The 16,600-nt window shown below is 40.1% G+C and carries 26 protein-coding genes; 2 read left to right on the top strand and 24 right to left on the bottom strand.

The genetic code is table 11. The features are described from left to right. Positions 1 to 15 precede the first annotated feature (15 nt). The 24 genes from AC58VC_RS34665 to AC58VC_RS34550 form a co-directional block, all read right to left on the bottom strand. Positions 16 to 1,929, bottom strand: coding sequence for a DNA cytosine methyltransferase (locus AC58VC_RS34665; RefSeq protein WP_497375976.1), 1,914 nt, complete (start codon positions 1,927 to 1,929; stop codon positions 16 to 18). 110 nt (positions 1,930 to 2,039) lie between these two features. Continuing rightward, positions 2,040 to 2,243 (bottom strand): hypothetical protein, encoded by a 204-nt coding sequence (locus tag AC58VC_RS34660; protein ID WP_497375974.1) that lies wholly within the window; start codon positions 2,241 to 2,243, stop codon positions 2,040 to 2,042. 39 nt (positions 2,244 to 2,282) lie between these two features. Continuing rightward, positions 2,283 to 2,603: a hypothetical protein gene (locus AC58VC_RS34655; RefSeq protein WP_497375972.1), complete on the bottom strand. Its 321-nt coding sequence runs from the start codon at positions 2,601 to 2,603 to the stop codon at positions 2,283 to 2,285. Further along, complete coding sequence (locus tag AC58VC_RS34650) at positions 2,600 to 2,875, bottom strand: hypothetical protein (RefSeq protein ID WP_497375970.1); 276 nt, start codon at positions 2,873 to 2,875, stop codon at positions 2,600 to 2,602. The genes AC58VC_RS34655 and AC58VC_RS34650 overlap by 4 nt, the downstream gene beginning before the upstream one ends. Before the next feature lie 112 nt (positions 2,876 to 2,987). After that, positions 2,988 to 3,200, bottom strand: coding sequence for a hypothetical protein (locus tag AC58VC_RS34645; RefSeq protein ID WP_497375968.1), 213 nt, complete (start codon positions 3,198 to 3,200; stop codon positions 2,988 to 2,990). A 155-nt stretch (positions 3,201 to 3,355) separates the two neighbouring features. Then, positions 3,356 to 4,321, bottom strand: a complete 966-nt coding sequence (locus AC58VC_RS34640; protein WP_497375966.1) for a hypothetical protein — start codon at positions 4,319 to 4,321, stop codon at positions 3,356 to 3,358. A gap of 215 nt (positions 4,322 to 4,536) precedes the next feature. Further along, positions 4,537 to 4,920 carry a hypothetical protein gene (locus AC58VC_RS34635; RefSeq protein ID WP_497375964.1) on the bottom strand — a complete coding sequence of 128 codons (384 nt, stop codon included), beginning with the start codon at positions 4,918 to 4,920 and terminating at the stop codon, positions 4,537 to 4,539. A gap of 77 nt (positions 4,921 to 4,997) precedes the next feature. Continuing rightward, the gene (locus AC58VC_RS34630; protein ID WP_497375962.1) at positions 4,998 to 7,466 is read right to left on the bottom strand and encodes a ParB/RepB/Spo0J family partition protein; all 2,469 of its coding nucleotides are present in this window, start codon (positions 7,464 to 7,466) and stop codon (positions 4,998 to 5,000) included. A gap of 121 nt (positions 7,467 to 7,587) precedes the next feature. Next, entirely contained in the window at positions 7,588 to 7,977 is a 390-nt protein-coding gene (locus tag AC58VC_RS34625) for a DUF6573 family protein (protein WP_497375960.1), read from the bottom strand. A gap of 142 nt (positions 7,978 to 8,119) precedes the next feature. Beyond that, positions 8,120 to 8,656: a hypothetical protein gene (locus tag AC58VC_RS34620; RefSeq protein ID WP_497375958.1), complete on the bottom strand. Its 537-nt coding sequence runs from the start codon at positions 8,654 to 8,656 to the stop codon at positions 8,120 to 8,122. A 103-nt stretch (positions 8,657 to 8,759) separates the two neighbouring features. Further along, entirely contained in the window at positions 8,760 to 9,215 is a 456-nt protein-coding gene (locus tag AC58VC_RS34615; RefSeq protein WP_497375956.1) for a hypothetical protein, read from the bottom strand. Positions 9,216 to 9,351: 136 nt separating this feature from the next. Next, complete coding sequence (locus AC58VC_RS34610) at positions 9,352 to 11,511, bottom strand: ParB/RepB/Spo0J family partition protein (protein WP_497375954.1); 2,160 nt, start codon at positions 11,509 to 11,511, stop codon at positions 9,352 to 9,354. Between the two features lie 109 nt (positions 11,512 to 11,620). After that, complete coding sequence (locus AC58VC_RS34605) at positions 11,621 to 11,788, bottom strand: aspartyl-phosphate phosphatase Spo0E family protein (protein WP_497375952.1); 168 nt, start codon at positions 11,786 to 11,788, stop codon at positions 11,621 to 11,623. A gap of 18 nt (positions 11,789 to 11,806) precedes the next feature. After that, positions 11,807 to 12,130, bottom strand: coding sequence for a hypothetical protein (locus AC58VC_RS34600; protein ID WP_497375950.1), 324 nt, complete (start codon positions 12,128 to 12,130; stop codon positions 11,807 to 11,809). 14 nt (positions 12,131 to 12,144) lie between these two features. After that, complete coding sequence (locus AC58VC_RS34595) at positions 12,145 to 12,282, bottom strand: hypothetical protein (protein ID WP_497375948.1); 138 nt, start codon at positions 12,280 to 12,282, stop codon at positions 12,145 to 12,147. Then, positions 12,260 to 12,538, bottom strand: a complete 279-nt coding sequence (locus tag AC58VC_RS34590; RefSeq protein ID WP_497375946.1) for a hypothetical protein — start codon at positions 12,536 to 12,538, stop codon at positions 12,260 to 12,262. Before AC58VC_RS34590 ends, AC58VC_RS34595 begins: the two co-directional genes overlap by 23 nt. A gap of 143 nt (positions 12,539 to 12,681) precedes the next feature. Beyond that, positions 12,682 to 12,984, bottom strand: a complete 303-nt coding sequence (locus AC58VC_RS34585; protein ID WP_497375944.1) for a DNA-binding protein — start codon at positions 12,982 to 12,984, stop codon at positions 12,682 to 12,684. 104 nt (positions 12,985 to 13,088) lie between these two features. Next, the gene (locus tag AC58VC_RS34580) at positions 13,089 to 13,211 is read right to left on the bottom strand and encodes a hypothetical protein (protein ID WP_497375941.1); all 123 of its coding nucleotides are present in this window, start codon (positions 13,209 to 13,211) and stop codon (positions 13,089 to 13,091) included. Between the two features lie 255 nt (positions 13,212 to 13,466). Beyond that, a complete protein-coding gene (locus AC58VC_RS34575) occupies positions 13,467 to 13,715 on the bottom strand; it encodes an LPD11 domain-containing protein (protein WP_497375935.1) in 249 nt (82 codons plus the stop codon). Between the two features lie 268 nt (positions 13,716 to 13,983). Continuing rightward, positions 13,984 to 14,247 (bottom strand): hypothetical protein, encoded by a 264-nt coding sequence (locus tag AC58VC_RS34570; protein WP_497375933.1) that lies wholly within the window; start codon positions 14,245 to 14,247, stop codon positions 13,984 to 13,986. A gap of 162 nt (positions 14,248 to 14,409) precedes the next feature. Then, positions 14,410 to 14,646 carry a hypothetical protein gene (locus AC58VC_RS34565; RefSeq protein ID WP_497375931.1) on the bottom strand — a complete coding sequence of 79 codons (237 nt, stop codon included), beginning with the start codon at positions 14,644 to 14,646 and terminating at the stop codon, positions 14,410 to 14,412. A gap of 77 nt (positions 14,647 to 14,723) precedes the next feature. Beyond that, entirely contained in the window at positions 14,724 to 14,885 is a 162-nt protein-coding gene (locus AC58VC_RS34560; protein WP_497375929.1) for a hypothetical protein, read from the bottom strand. A gap of 60 nt (positions 14,886 to 14,945) precedes the next feature. Continuing rightward, positions 14,946 to 15,176 carry a hypothetical protein gene (locus tag AC58VC_RS34555; protein WP_497375927.1) on the bottom strand — a complete coding sequence of 77 codons (231 nt, stop codon included), beginning with the start codon at positions 15,174 to 15,176 and terminating at the stop codon, positions 14,946 to 14,948. Between the two features lie 68 nt (positions 15,177 to 15,244). Further along, positions 15,245 to 15,568 (bottom strand): hypothetical protein, encoded by a 324-nt coding sequence (locus AC58VC_RS34550; RefSeq protein WP_497375925.1) that lies wholly within the window; start codon positions 15,566 to 15,568, stop codon positions 15,245 to 15,247. Between the two features lie 466 nt (positions 15,569 to 16,034). Here AC58VC_RS34550 and AC58VC_RS34545 point away from each other — a divergent pair, with 466 nt between their 5' ends. Next, the gene (locus AC58VC_RS34545; protein WP_497375923.1) at positions 16,035 to 16,265 is read left to right on the top strand and encodes a hypothetical protein; all 231 of its coding nucleotides are present in this window, start codon (positions 16,035 to 16,037) and stop codon (positions 16,263 to 16,265) included. A gap of 131 nt (positions 16,266 to 16,396) precedes the next feature. Continuing rightward, on the top strand, positions 16,397 to 16,594 hold the full coding sequence (locus AC58VC_RS34540; RefSeq protein WP_497375921.1) for a hypothetical protein: 198 nt from the start codon (positions 16,397 to 16,399) through the stop codon (positions 16,592 to 16,594). Positions 16,595 to 16,600: the final 6 nt, after the last annotated feature.

Genomic DNA, 16,600 nt, shown 5'->3' with positions numbered 1-16,600 from the left:
AACATGTGTTATAAATTAATGTACCATTTGAATCTCCGTCAGCTCTTCAAACCCTTCAGGCTGTACCCATACATCCGTGTGACTTGTCGCGTAATAACCAATACTGTTTCCCATTAGGGCTACTAGCATGACCTCGGCCATAGCCTGAGCCGCTTTGGGTGGAACCGCATTTCCAATGTACTCGCGCGCCTTTTGATCAGAACACTTCTCCAGTTCAAACGGTCTTCCGTCTGGTAAGTACTGTGGAAACGATTGAATTTGGCTATTCTCATATGTAGTAAGCGGCCTGTGAATAGTCCCATCCAAAGCTAAGATATAAAACACACCGCGTTCCTCATCTTCTGGGATTCTTGGGTCTGCCACGGCTGCCGCCGCCGCATGAATATCACCACTACCGATTATGGTTTTACTCGGCTCATCCCATCGCTGAACCCCCATAGTGCCCGATCTTGGCTTACACGTTAATCTTGCATCCGCGATTAGTGGAGCACCACTTTGAACATCCGCCGCGCTTGTGATCGTGCAAGCTGCCTCATCCATAGATTGCATTTTGAATTTATCTGTATACCTCCCAGGACGCTCCGCGATACTCGGATCTGAGATAGCCGCGCTTAATCTTTGATCTGCCACACACAAAGCTCCACTTCCAAACCTTGTTCCCGTAATCGTTGGACTCGTTTCATTACTAGCAACAACCTGACAAATTCCCGGATGTCTTGAGGAACGATCTTTCATTCTTGGATCACCGATACAAACGGCACCGTTTGACGGGCCAGCTGCCCCAGTTAAACAAAAGGCAGGCTCATCATATTTCTGCACCCTGTAAAGATTAGCCTTTCCTTGCTTCTCTCTTATGTTAAGTCGGGGATCAGCCACCGCAGAAGCTCCGCTGCTTCCTGTAATTTTTGAATTACCGATGATTGTATAAGAGGGATTGTTCCAATCCTGAACCCCATAAGCCCCTCCGCCTCTCGGCTGAAAAGTAATCCGATACTGGGTATGATCGATGTTGTTCAAGTCCCTCCAGTCTCCGCCAGCTGGTATCAACGCCAAACGCACCCATGTTTTCCATTGCAGATTCATCATTCGATGCATTTTTCCACCATTCACAATATCACCCGGCAATGGAAGATCGTTTAGAACCTCACCAATTGTTTTTAATTTCTTCTTCTCTGGCCGATAGACAATGGCGCCCATTTTTTCTAAGTTACGGGCAATCAGGAGGAACCTTTTTCTTCCTTGCCCAAGTCCGCCTATTTCACCACAGCAATGAGATTCACGTTGCACCGCATAGCCAGCTGCGATTAGCATGGCCTCGATCTTCTCAAGAATCTTCTTTCCTCGCGTCATTATTCTAGGAACATTTTCCAAAAGCAGAAGACTTGGAAGGTCATGAGAAAATGCTTCGAGCATTAGTTTAACGCCTCTCATTGTTAATTCATTTAACGCTTGGTACTTCGCTGTTTTAGACGTTGCTTCTGGTAGAAGTCCCGAGAACCCTTTGCATGGCGGACTTAGAAATCCAACGTCCGGTACCTCATAGTTACAAGCACGCAGGATATCATCCGCATTGGCTTCTCGCCAATCTGCAGGAGGCTCATGGCCGTGAAATTTAACGTACTGGCTTCTAGAAAAGAGATCCATGCACACCGCTTGATCCCGGGTAATATTTTCATAATTATGGCATGCAACCGGATCATAATCGATGGATGCAAGTGTTCGAAAACGTCCTACTTTTCCAAGTAATTCTCCCCTAGCCCATGAAAAACCAAGTGATCCGCCCCCAATTCCTCCAAAAAGATGAATAACTGTAAACACTTTCCTCATTCCAAAAACTTTATTTTTAACGTCTTCCCCAGCATCAAACTGTGAAATCTTCTTGCTGCTTCTAGGTAAATCTGAGTAATAAGCTGTCTTCATCGGATTCATTACTTGCCGCACCACCCTGTATGTTTTCGAACTTCCTTATGAATTAATAATATCATAAATTTGTTACTTTGTAAATAATTTTATATACAGATATGCAAAATAAAAACCGACTATTTTAAGTCGGCTTTATCTTTTTTCTTTATTAGTATGTACGTTCCGTAGCTTATTGCACCTATCACAAAACAATTTGCAGCACCTGACCAATCCTTATTCCAAGCATTGGCGACACCAAAACCAAAAAGCACAACTAAGCAGGAAGGATAAATCGCATTGTAAAATTTACTGTACTTCTTTTTAAAATCATGCATATCCATGGGTGCTCAATCCTCCTAAGAAAACATGGATTATATTATTTAGGTATCCCCAGGCTTTAGATGCAAAGATTCAATTATTGTATCCTGATCGGTGTTTTTATATAATTCGATAACGGCACTTGGATTAATTAAAAGGTCGCTGCCGTCCGATTTACTTATCTTGATAAATCCTTTTTCATACTTTGGCTCATTCGGCAAAAGCCAATACTCCCCATCCCTGTCTTCGTGCAAGTTAACAATCATGTACTGGTCAGGTGATCTCTCATTAAATACCCGCTCATATCCTTGCCTTAGCAAAGTTAAAATAGCAACAACGGAAATTACGGCAATGACATAAGACCATTTTTTGCTAAAAATCATTGAGCAATTCCCTCCAAAAGCTTTTGAACATACTCACTTTGTTGATTACTATCATCAATTGAGGGGGTTGCTAAACTAATTCCTACTATGAGAATTACCGCTATCATGAGAACAATTGAAAGAAGAAATACAGTACTATTTTTCCCTTTGTAGAAAATACTAATCTCAAAATTAATTATTGATTTGAAACTATGCGAATGATTTAATTCTTTTTCACTTCTACTGTCTTCTCGGCCTAACTCATAAAAAAAAGCGTTAGAAAGCCAGCTCATATGAAAACCCCCTTACGCTCTTCTTCATTGATGTTCTATCTTTATTATCCATGATAATGCTCCATTTTCCAACTATTAAGAATCAACAGCGAGCGATAAAAATGTTATATCACTACTTTTCACTTTTGGTCGGCATTTCCGGACTCTCGGCTGGTTGCGAACATTCACATTCAATTATTCCGCAAACATCGCATTTGAACAATTCCATAAGCTCAAGCTCATCGGAGCACAATTTACTTAATGCCCTTTCATATTCAGCTTCTGTCATTGCTGTCTCTTCTGCGTATTCCTCAAACGTCATTACTGTTCCGCTAACAATAACCATCCTATTTAACCCCCATTTCTACAGACGGTTTCCGAACATGTACCACATCACCACAAGGAAAACGATAGAAAGAATTGTTACCATGAAGGATTGACCTGCTTTTTTAAAGTTATTCTGTCCGAATGCAACGATAGTAGCAAATAAAAAAAAGATCGCTAGGATGAGGATGAGTCCCAAAATAATGTTTTCAAAGGTTGAACCTGAGTAGAAGTTAAGCATAATGCACCTCGTATGATTAAGTGTTTTTGAATCAGCTCAGTCGGAATGTCTTTCAATAGATAATGCGCCCGAAACTCTTCATAATCCAGAGCAGCATCCAAGCATTGTTGAAATGCCTCTTTTCCTTGCGTAGTAATAAGCTCAGCTGCATCTAGGCCAAGCGGTAATAAAACAACCTTCACTTTATACCCTAGCTTCACCAAAAGCTCCCCTACGCGAAATGCGGCCGTCTGTCCCTGCCCTAATGAATCAGGATCGAAAATTAAACGAATACACTTTGGATTGATCCGTTTAACAGCAAGAATATGTCGTGCTCCGAACCGTGTACATCCACCAGTAGCAATTCCATCAGGGAAGCCAGCACTTTCCGTAACCAGCTTATTGATAATGGATTCGTAAAAATCTAGATATTCGGCTCCTTCGACTATATCTTCATCCCCGTAAGAAATGGGCGCGGTATCATGGTTTAAATGCTTGCTACTGTCGCCGTCGTCAGTTCTTCTCGTATAAAATCCATAAACAAATTGCCTATCACCGCTTTTTCTCATCAGCGGAACTATAATACGCTGAAAATAGCGATCTTTATATTTGTTGTTCAAAAATTGGTGTTGAAAAACGGTTTCTTGATTATATCCTTTTTTAATCAGGTGATTTTTGAGCCGATCAAAACCTGGCGCGTAGCCAATCCGCCTTTTCTGGATCACTTCCTCAGAAACGCCTCGCTGCACTAGATAATTGGAGTCTTTAGCGCACTTTTCGTAATAGAGCATCACTTCCCAAAATAGCCGGAACTTATTTTTCTCCTCTGCGGTAAATTCAGCTTTGGGGAGCTCGATGCCTTTTAACGGTGCTAAGAATTCAATAGCATCAGCTAGTGAAAAATTGTAAACAGCTTGCAACAAATTAATTGGCTTTCCCTTAAAATCCTTACCTAGTGCATCACATCGCCAGCACTTGAAAAAATTCCGTTCTAGGTCCATTTTTCCGTTATCAAAATCCCCACCGCAAAATGGACAAGCGAAGCCGTTTCCTTGGACACGAATTCCGACTGCTCCCATTGCCAGATTGATCGGATACGTGTTAATTTGCTCTTGGATTTCAGGTGAATAAAAAGGCATTAACCAGACACGCCCCCTAGCACTTCGGCAAGCAGTCCTTGCAAAATAACAAGGGCATCCCTGACGTCATTCGGCACCTGTACCACCCTTTTAATTTCCCTTTGTTGTAGTTCTTCTAAGAAATTGGCAGGAGTAAATTTCTCAGGACGAATCGTCAACTCGTCAATAAAGTCTAAAATGGCCATATTCATTGGAAACACGATTCTTCCATAAAGGGCTTGCGCAATCGTCGCGTCATCACCTTTAGCCAAGACTCGCAGCTCTTCATATTCGGACTTTTCATTCTTCAGAAAATCGTATACATCTTGTGGAGTGGTCAACTCTAGAGGCGGATTTATATATTTAAATGCCCTAACGGTAAACCGATATCCTAAAAATGCCATGCCTGATATCCTTCTTTCTTATCTGTAAAATTAATAACACATGTTATAGAGGAGAAAGTCGAGCGGATTCGCTCGACTTATATCGCCATGGATTTTCTTAATTTATGATCAGCTAGGCTTATTACCTGTTCCGCTGTATGAACATGTTGGTGTAGTAAAGCCCGTACATATTCACTAGCATCTTGAAAATCACTATTTTCTACTAAACTAATCAGTGCATATTCTACATCGATCGGCAGATCAAAAGATAGTTCAATACGAGAGCTGCTCGAAGAATGGGTACGAGCTTCATCGATGGTAACAGCATTAAAATCTTCGAAAGCTCCTTCTTCGTCAAGTTCTTGGATAGCCCGATATCTTTCAACCAACTCATTACGTTTTGTCATAAAATCATTATCGGTATAAAGCCCCGAATATGTAAGAAATCCTACACACGACACGGAGAGTTCTTTAAATGCTTTTTCCTCTAATCCACCCTCTCGCTTTTCACCCATTTGTTCAGAGAATTCCCGTAAAGATTCTATTTCTTTAGTCATCTTCACCCTAACTAAACCTAGCTCTGGATCACGATCACTAGCTTGCTCCTGGATCTCGATTACCTCGTCATCCCCTACAACTTCTACATATTTCACATCGATCTCAACGGGAACTAAACGCCCCTCTCGCATAATTCTCACAATGACCGAACAGTGATTATTAGTAAAACCTTCAATTAGAGCAACAAGCTTTCTTTTTGGTGTGTTCAAGTTTGTGGTGGCCTCCAGCGGATCTGGAAATCGAACCTTCTGATCTATAGTAAGTACAGGTGCAGCACTAACTACTTGAACAATTTCGTACTCTTTTACTTCATAGGTAACATTATTTCTATTACCGACATACACAGGACTATCCTTCTTTATTAACCATTCAATCCGAACAATCGGACCTGTTTGAAGCATAACGGTATCCCCTAAGCGGTATCCATTGGGTGATAGATATTGTTCTTTCGTCGCGTCTGGCGAAATTGGAATATCTTTCTTTTGTCTTATCGCCGCGGCAGCTTCTTTATCAGCCATCTTCCGACTTTCTAGGCAACTATGATGATACGGGCCTTTACTAGCACTATCATATTCAACGTCATCATTTAATTTTTCCCAGCAGTAAATACATTCCTTTTCGTCAGGCATGAAATACAACGTTTCATACTCTTCTCGCAAAACATCAGCCTGTTGAATAGTGGCAATTAATGCAGCATGATCCTGTTCCTTTGGTACGCTGTCTCTGAACGCAGCTGCACGTTTCTGATAGTCTAATAGCGCCATACCCTTTTTTGTTTTAAGTCCTGCATGAGAAGCCGTAAGAACAGCACGCTCGATCACGCTACGAACAGAATGGAGTAACATATCTCTTTTCTCTTTAAGTTCTTCAAGCTCTTTGTCATCCAGCGAAATTAGTAAATTTATGAGTAAGAGACTGGCCTTTTCTTTTTCCGTTTTATACAAGTTAAGAACCGGCAATAACTCACCATTATCTTTTACTCTCTGAGTAAGCTTGTACTTAGACATCATTGAATCCAGCGTTTCGCCTCTTCTCTCTAATCTCAAGTCAAAATCGGAAGACTGAAAAGACATGGTTGGTAAGCTCTCAAGGGAAAGTTTAAAGTCCTCCTCCGATGGAAAATGTAGCAATCCCCAAATTGTTTTGTAAACGTCAATAGTATGATTTTGCAGTAGGATAAGGACAACTTTTGCATTAACGGAAGATTCAGAAGAAAAACCTTGTAGCTCACTAAGCTGGATCAGCCCTTTATACATATTTACGAAGCTTTGCGCTTTAGCAGCGGTTAACATGGTCAAATCAGGAATCAATTTTATTTGAATATCTTCTGGCAGCTGCGCAATAATTCGTCCTATGGATTGATTCAGTTCACGACTAAGGTACATATCTTGCAGTTTAGGAATAAGGGAAAGTAGACTTATCATCTGACTCACCTTTGCTTGTGTGACGCCAAGCGATTTAGCAACTTGCAACTGAGTCATTTTTAAATTTTGCATCATCATCTGGATACCGCGTGCTTCCTCAATCACATTCACGTCTTCACGCTGAAAGTTTTCCATGATCGAAGCTGTAGCTGCTTGCTCTTCCGTCATGTCAGAGCGAAGTATGACATGGACACGTTCCCAGCCAAGCTTTTTAATGGCTCTCAGCCTTCGTTCACCTGCTACCAATACATAGCCGCCAGTTGAAGTTAAACGGACGACAGGCGGCTGCAAAAGGCCTGATTCTTTAATAGATTGAGCAAGCTCACTAATCGTTTCATCATCAAATGTCTTCCGTGGCTGGTACGGATTATCTCGAATGTCCTGAACCGTGACCTCGCTCGAAACGTACTGTGAACTACTTTTTCCATTTTCCTGTTCCACCACTTGTTTAATGGCATCCATCGTTAGATATCCTAACTCCACTTCCGTTTTAACACTCCGAACGGATACCGTTTTTAATCCTGCATACTTTTCAATAATTCGCTCATTTTCCTCTGCAATACGGCCTATGCCGATGTGTTGCATGCCTCATTCACTCCTACATCTTTGAATTTCGGTCTTGGATGCCCGCCGATGTTCAAGCGCCCATCACCGTCATAACATGTGTTATAAGATGGAGAGGGGGAAGCCCCCTCCTTGCTATCGACTAATCCCAAGATTCATGCCTCAGTTTAATTGTAATCACCGGTGCTACCGTATCACCTGGGCCAATGAGTGAATCAAGATTTACCGTTTCACTTTTATGATCCTGCCCTCGGTATACGGAAACTGAGAAGTTAAACCTGTCAGTTGAGCATCTTACAGCATTTGCCCTCCATACCATGAGAACGTCCCAGAGCCTTCCTGATTCGCTCTGTCCTGCTGCTTGATCCTTTGGATTAACCGTAATTGCTGTGTCCCATGCTGCCCGTGTAAGAGCTACAGGAAACTTAATACCTGCCTCCTTTAACAATTCATCAGCAACCGCAACTAGCGATCCATCTTCAATCATGTTTGCTCTGGTGTAAGCGTGAATGATATTTGCATTTTCCCACATCGGCATTCAAATCCTTTCGTTTGTTATCCTTACCAATGATTTAATTATATCATAATATTGTTATTTTGTATATAATTTTATTTACTTAAAAACGAATCACCCCCTTTACTTTCCCTATTTTTACAATAATTTTTTTTCTAACTTACTTCTTCTCCCATAACCAAAACCCTGTCCCCGCATTATAAACGTGATGCACTTGACCATTTACTTCAATGTCGTATCCGACCATGACCGCTTTTTCACCGTCTGTATCAATAAAGATGAAAGCGTCCTTTTCTGCGTCAAATTTTCCGCCCATGAAGCGAATAATGCTATCAAGGGATTCCCGAGTAAAGGATGGCATTTCCCACTGCTTCCATTTCTCTCCTTTTGTGAACCCTTCTACAATTAGTTCGTCAATCTCATTTATCCCAAAATTAGCAAGGTGATAACCACGACTGTCTAGAATTTTTTGCTTTGCTTTTTTATAAGCTTCTTTTAAAACTTCTACATCTTGGACAGTTGATGTAAGAATTTGTTGCTCTGACACCGCACCGTACACACCAAGCAGGCATTCTAGCGCTGATTGTACTTGTTCTTCAGTAGGCACTTCGCCACGATCTACAAAACTAAAAAATCTGTTCAAACTAGCAAAAGCTGAAAATTGGGATGTTGATGCTGATGGTGTGATTGTTGTCATTCTTTCTTACCTCCAAAGGTTATTTTGTTTTATTTCTTAACTTCATTATAACATGTGTTATTCACTTTGTATATAGTTTTATATACAAATGTACAAATTATTTTTATGCTTTTCTACACTCACTCTTCCACTTTTCTACGGCCATTTCTACAAACACCTCTGTAGGAATGCCGGCCTCTCTGCACTCGTCTGAGAACTCGTCTGGGTACGAATATAGCTCTATTCGATTAGAATCAAATATACGGGCATCATCTGCCGATCCGTCGAAGCCAGCCCGATACAGCTTATCTAGCATGGTGCGAATACCCTGTTCTAAGTCTGATTCAAACTCAACATCACATACGATGCCACCTTCTGCATAAACCAACAAAATATCGCTTGCTTTTTCAACTCTTTCTTTGGTATACAAGCCATCCACATTATTTTGCTGCAATGTTTGCGGAATTACATTAGCCAGTAAGTAAAATTCGATCCCTCTAGCAGTTTCCTCCGCTTGTTCAACCGTAGCCTTATAATTTGCGGCTATGTACTTTTCTAAGAAAAGTCTTAACTCACTCATTTTGTTGCATCCCTTCCTCTCTCAATGTTTAACTCTCTTGCTTGATTTAATTATATCAAAATTAAGTTTTTTTGCCTATAATTTTATATACATTATTTTAGAAAGTAAGCCCCCCCTTATAGAGGAGGCTTTTAGCTTACAGGTCAGTACTACCAACGATTACGTCTCTTACTATCGGTACGATTGTTCCGTCAACTTCGTGTAAATACTTCTGATTATTTAATTCATATCGATAGTAAGCCATTGCTTGGGATAGGGTCGCCACATAATAGGATTTATGTTTTGCATCGGCTTGCTGATAAATCTCTTTGATCTCCTCTTTATTCTTACCTTTAAACTCTGGAATGTAGCGTGTGAATTTTGAAGAGTAGTTCATTAACAGATTTAGCATTACGTCAAGCATAACCATTTCAGTATCAATATTAGCGACTTCTACAAGGCTTGCTATTTTTTCATCGTTCGGCTCATAACCAGCGCATGTAAAGAGGTCTACACCATCTGCTTTATAACGACTTAACGCATTCACTTTTGATGATTGGAATGCATTGGAATTACAACGTCCTGCATATGTATCAGCTTCGGCATTGAAGAATCGGCAATTGTAGCACCGTTCAGTTAATGCATGGGAATCTTTTTGGTGCTCCTGAATGATTTGTAAAACGCGCTCCGTTTTATTCTTCTCAGGCTTATGATTAAGAACAGGAATAGGGGAAACATTCTGTGATTTGGCTTCTGGTTGATCTTTACCCTTTTCAGAACTTGTATCATCAACATGCCCTCCTGTAAGCTCTTTCCCTTGGTTCTGTTCGTCTGCTACATGTCCTGTATCAGCAACAGCAGTTCCTGTTGTGCTACTTTCAATATTCGGCTCATCATCTTGCTTTGTTGGAGAAGAAGGATTTTCATTATTTAACGGTGAAATGGGTTTGCTATCGTCCGAAGCATTGCCAGTAAAAGTATCTGCTTGATCCAGTTCCTGTTTTTGTTCTTGAATTGCTGAAGTATCTGTATGCTCTTCTTCTTGCTCATTTTCAGTTTCATCAATTGGATAGTACAGATTCATAAAATCATCAGTGTACTGTATGAATAGGGCGATATAGGTTTCATCTGAAAGATTCGGATATAATTCAATCGGATGCGGTTGGTAACAATCATCAAGCAAGGCTTCATAAAACATATCGTATTTAAAATCATCTGGAAGGTAATTTCCAAAATCATATTCATATCCTATTTGCTCTTGCTCTCGAAGAAATTTCCATTTCCAAATCGATTCATTAAGTGAAAGATAGATGTCAATGATTCCTTGCTTATGCATGAACTTAGCAAACTTCACGCTCATTGAATCTTCTTCTTGCATTTCCGCACTTAGGTGACCAAGAACAAATTTATAAAGATTCACATATTCCTGAACATCCTTAACCGTTAGTGTACCTAGATCATTTGCGCGGATATATCGAATTTGAGTATCCGTATCGAGTGAAGCAATGCGCTGTGCTATGGACTGGCTGAGCTCATTTCTCTCTAACATTTCTTGAAGTGGCTCAGCGATTTTAAGTAAGTTTAGATACTGTGAAACCTTTGCTTGTGTAACCCCAAGTTTTTTAGCAATCTCGGACTGAGTGCCTTTAAACTCCTTCATCATTCGGTCGATTTCACGGGCAACGCTGATTGGTGTTACATCCTCACGTTGCATGTTCTCAGTCAGTGTTGCAGTCGCTACTTCTTCATCCGTTTTTTCAACAATTTTGAGTTCGATCATCGGAGAACCAAGAAGCGTAACTGCACGCCATCGGCGTTCCCCTGCAATCAGTTGATAGCGGCCATTTACGAGACGTGCTACTGGTGCTTGCAAAAGCCCGATCTCTCGGATCGAGTCCGCAAGTTCTTGAAGTAGAGCTTCATCGAAAACCTTACGCGGATTATATGGATTCGGATCAACCAAGCTTAAGGGCACTTGCGCATAACCACTAGCTACAAGCTTAAATTCCGGTTGTTCCTGAATTGGTTGCTCAGCGGCAACACTGTTGATTTCAGTTACTTTATCACCCTGTTCCAGTTCTTCTGCTGGCTTATTATCAAGTTCCCCCAAGTATGTATCCAACTTTTCCTCGTACTCTTCAAAGCTTTTAGAAGCAGGCTCAGTCTCTTCCTTCATCCACTTGTCAACCGTTTTAAACGCAACGCCCAAAACGTCAGCCGCTTTCTTTACGCCGTCTTTTAGCGTTTCCTCTTTTGAAATGATAGCCTCCAATTTCAATTTGAATTCTGCCCAACGTGTTTTTTGTTCTACTGTCATTTTGAATCGCTCCGTTTCGTTTTTTGGTTAACTTCTATATTTATATCTTATCAAAATTACGTTTATTTGTCAATAATATTATATACAATAAGACAAAATAAATAGATATTTAAATTGCATAACACTTTTTAGCGCAATCGATGGACTGGCTGGCATCCATATTAAGTAAAACATCTAATTCTTGGGATACAGCAATAACCTCGGCATCGCTGAAATCAAAACCCTTGCTTTCTGCTAAAGCAACCAGTTCCATCCGTTTTTTCTCAATAAGTGACATACCAGTCCACCCTTTCAATTAGAAAATGCTTTTTTTGAATTCAATTAATTCATTTAATAAATCTAATGTTCGGTCGAGATCATCACCAAACCCTTTACGGTAACAAGCCTCCTTACCGTATTTATAAATCTCGTCAATATCTGAAAATTCCCGAGTACGGTCTTTCACAACCTCATGCAGCTTATCGAGTTTAAACTTACATAGAATTTGTATAATGCCATCTACTTGATTTTTCAGATCATTGTTAGCAATAGTGGCTCTTTCCGAAGTCTTCAACTTTTTCCAACTGCTTTTGTTTACATGCAGCGGATAGTTAGAAGCTAATGTTCCATAGAAATTCACGACAACTTTTTCAGCTATTTCGATGGGTCGGCCACGGATCGATCCGTATGCCGAATTTCGTAATAGTGCATCGTAGATAGTCGTTTTTGCTCTGGAATCCTGGCATCATGTAAGGTTACAACTTGCCCTCTAAAAATTAGTTCCCGACTCATTACATGTTCCTCCAATTTCATTTAGTTTTTGACTGAACAAAGTATTTGCAACAGATTGTAACTCTAGGAAATCTCCCCTATGCTCATTTCCGTCTAAATTCCCTTTCTGTTCGTCTTCATAGGTTGTCATAGAAAACGTTCCGTCTTCATGCATCCATATTTGTGAAACTACCATTCCGTTTACTTCATCCACCAAATTAGCTACAACACTTAAGCTATGAGGAGTACCGGTTGCTGTCTTCCAAACATAAGCCATTCGTTAGAACCTCATTTCCTATTAAAGTGTGATGGCCCTCGCACCGCCAAGCAAGCACTTCCTATCTGATAATCTTATTATAGCATACTCACAATCGTTTGTATATAAATTTATATACATATATTTAAAAAAATATGTTGTTATTACTCTTTATTTTTTCTATATGGCTGATACTTCTCCCGTAATTCAGGCAATTTTTCATGGCGATCCATTACATCACGTTTTAAAAAGATTCCCCTTTTTACTTTGGATATCTTGCCACTCTTATCCAAGTCACTGACGGACTTTCTGCCAATTCCAAGAACCTGTTCAATTTCAGCGGTTTCTAGTAATTCTGCTTGAAGAAGGGATACTAATTCCTCTCTGTCTATGGCGGCAAATATCTCATCTAAAAGGGCTTTACGCTCTTCTCTGGATAGACTCTTAACATGATCTTTGATTTCCACCGTTCCGCTCTCCCTCCTTGCATAGAATCATTAAAAACCGTATAATATAACTATCAAGAGAGGAAAGTGGGGCTTTCCTCTCCCGTGGAAAAAGACTTTCGTGCTTACTCGTGCGGGGTCTTTTTTTCTTCTTTCTCAGCGGCTTTTTGCTGAATCCATAGGAACAAATCAACTAAAGCTCTGATAGCGTTTAAGACTCCGATTAGTAGTGCAAGCCACTTTTCCATGTTTATCACCTCCCCCAATGGGTTAAGCAGGTGATCCCCACACATATAATATATCATATCCACTCACATATGTAAAGGGGTTACAAACGTAACTAGAAACTTTATTTTTCAAAATTTGCTATAACACATGTTATAACCAAACCCCTCCCCTTTTAAAACTAATCCCTTAAAATCGGTTTTAAAAAAGCACCCTGAGTGGGTGCTTTAAAATATTTTCTTTATTTGAATTATTCACGAAAAAGAACCTTTATCCGCTCACTCTTTCATTTGTTTTTCAAAGTCAAGAATGCCCTCGTACGTCAACCATTCTGGCTTCTGACCTTCAGGGAAGGAATTGTGAAGATTCTTCATTGCCTTAATATGTTCCTCCACGCTATCGCCACACAAACGGTTCTTGTTCCTGTATCCATACCCAAGATAGTATTCACAGTCAGTTTTTAGCCTACTTAGCATCATGTAATTATCCCTATATGGGCTCTCTTCGTACTTGGTCTTGTAGACCACAACCAGATCATCCTTGATAGGCGAACTAGGCTCGCCGTCGAACTCATTGTTACTGGAGCTATACAGATTAGGTGTATCTCTCTTGCCCAGTGATACATCCTTCCACAAGCTCCCATTTTAATACACTTATAAACGGGTCTGTCCCAGAAATCTTTCCCAATAAACTCCATCGTTTTTACGTTATCCGTTTCTTTCATTCTAAGCAGCTCCATTCTTTTGTATGAGGGGAGCGGTAAGCTCCCCAAAAGATTTAAGTCAACTAAAACCCTTATAATTGAAGTGCATCACACCATTGCCATTCGTTGGATTCTTGAATAAAGATGTTACAATATCCGTCACTTTCAGCGGCCTTCTGCGCTCTGTATGTTTGCGCCACTCCTTGTTTATCTTTTGCTGTAAATTTGTGAAAAGATAAATCTGAGTCGGTAACCTTTACAATGCCCGTACAATTCATCCATTCTTTCATATAGCTCTTTACCTTGTTTGCGGTAACTTCTTTTTTTGTTACTTTTGTTAAAGTAGTAGTTGTCATTGATTATTACCCCTGTTCGCTATGTGATAATAATATTATAACATAGAAACGTACTTTTGTATATAATATTATATACGTTAGTTTAAAAAATATGGTATTATCGCCTTTCCTCTCAAAATTGTGATCTCCCCATTTACGGCGACTTGGATAATGTTATCGCTATTAATTATCAGGATTGTATGCTTCTAGAAATGACAAAATGGTCATGTCTTTAGTGGTGACTTTCGCAATATCAATAAAATCCCTAACTTCCTCCACCCTCTCAAAAGAGACATCCAGTAGAGTAAAATCTGCATCCATATTAATAAGGTGTATTGATTTGTTATTGGTTGCTAATGTTACTAGGAATCTCGTACCTTGCTGACTGGTGATGATTGATCCGCTTGTTATATTGAGCATGCTTTTAACATCTCCTATTATTTATCATCTGTCCCAAGCCCAACCCCCGAAGGGGTCGAATGCCTGCGGCTTGGGTTTTAACAATGTAATTTGACAATAATTCTATGCTTGTTCTCTACAATAACAACACTAGCTCTACGACCATGAAGAAGTTTTGCTATACGTTTTGCTTTCTCTTTCTTTTTAGTAATAAAGTACAATACACCCTTACGACCTTGACACCAGATGTTTTTATTCACTTTGCATACCTCCTAAGAAATTTTTACCGATCCTTAAAGTAAATCTAGGAATAAGGAAAACTAAATACCTTCGGCTTGTAGTGTATAGGCAATATGGGCAAAGGTTATATAGCCCATACATGGTTGCCAAATAGTTTGATAATCAATGGAAATAATGGTTATCTCTTGATTATCAATGCACTGGTTATCTTCTAGCCATGTGTTGACGATCTTTGAAATATCGCTATCAGAAGAAATCTCTGTTTTAAGCTGTACAGTTTTCAGCGCATAGGCTTTGACGTTAGTTTTCATGCAATCACAATCCCCCTAGAATTTTTAATTGTGCCAGTGGGGGAATTCTCCCCCATTGGCTGTGAAGTTTAAGCCGCGGGTATAAGGTCTCTTACGAAATCCTTAAGTACGGCATGTCCTGCCCAATAATTGAGAATGTGGAAACATCCAGTGCGGATGTATTCCAATTCAATCTCAAATTTTAATTCCCTAGCTAACTCAGGGCTAAGGTTGACTCTGTAAAGAATATTGTGTTCGCTACCATCCACGAACTCATAAACCTTGTTCAGAATCCCTTTATTAACAAGGGTTTCGAAAGAATGATTTACTTCGGACTCCTTACCTCTCAGCAAGTCCTCACCGATTAGACCAACACGAACATTTAACATTGCAAGATTATTTACTGTTTTCATACTAACAACCTCCTAAGAATGTGGTAGATACAAGGTTCTTCGCTTCGTCTTGGCGTAGCCTTCTCGGCGTCTTGGTCGCTCTCCCTTTCGGGGTCGTGGCGTACTCCGCTCGGAAGCGAATACCTTTTTTTTATAAATGGGCTAGCCCATTCCGCTCTCTATGCTATGCAAATCCAACAGTGACCATCTTTCGAAACTTGGTTACTCGGCATATGACCATCGCAGGATTTACAAACGATGATAGTAATCTCAACTTTCATTTTTTTCTTAAAGAACTTCATTTTGTTCGCCTCCGCTTCTCTTAACCTCTTGATAATATTATAACATTTCTACATTCGTTTGTATATATAATTATATACAAATTACTAAGTTTATTTTGCTATTTTGTATATAATTTTATGTACAAACGCTTTTAAAAATGCTATAATTAGGTATACTCAAATAATTCAATTAAGGAGAACTGATCATGATGGAACAAAATGGAACACAAAAAACCACAAAGGAACAATTCATTGAGGAGTTTAAAGCGGCTGTCCTAGCTGACGATCCAAAGGAGAATAAACAAAAGGGCATTGAGTTTTTTAAACTATATAAAAATGCAAGCAAGCAGGAAAAGGTATTAATTGATCGAGTAGTCGCTGAACTCTGCGGGACTGGAATTGATACCTTGCTCGAAAGAGCAAAGTTAACAAAATAAGGGAACATACACCACAAACGGAGAGGTTAATGAACCTCTCTTTTTTGTCTTTTTAAGATGCCCCCTTTGAAACCATGCTTTTAAGTCGGTTTTAAAGGTTTTCTGTTTTAAATCCTCGGGGAACGACGAACGTGTCTAAAGCTGGCCTGCGGCTGCGTAGTATGCAGCCGCGGGCCAGCTTCAGCTCGGAGCGGCGATGGAGCGGAATACGAGTGTCGGCGCAGTGTGCCGGCGCCGTATGCAGCGGAAATGCCGCGGACCTGGCTCAAAACAAATATCATCCGCTTGGCTGTCAAAGGCAGCCAAGCGGATGTGAAGTGACCCCTTAAAGTTAG

It is taken from the genome of Paenibacillus sp. J22R67 (assembly GCF_059692175.1).
The sequence above is the reverse complement of the archived record's forward strand: the minus strand, read 5'-3'. Positions and strand labels throughout refer to the sequence as shown.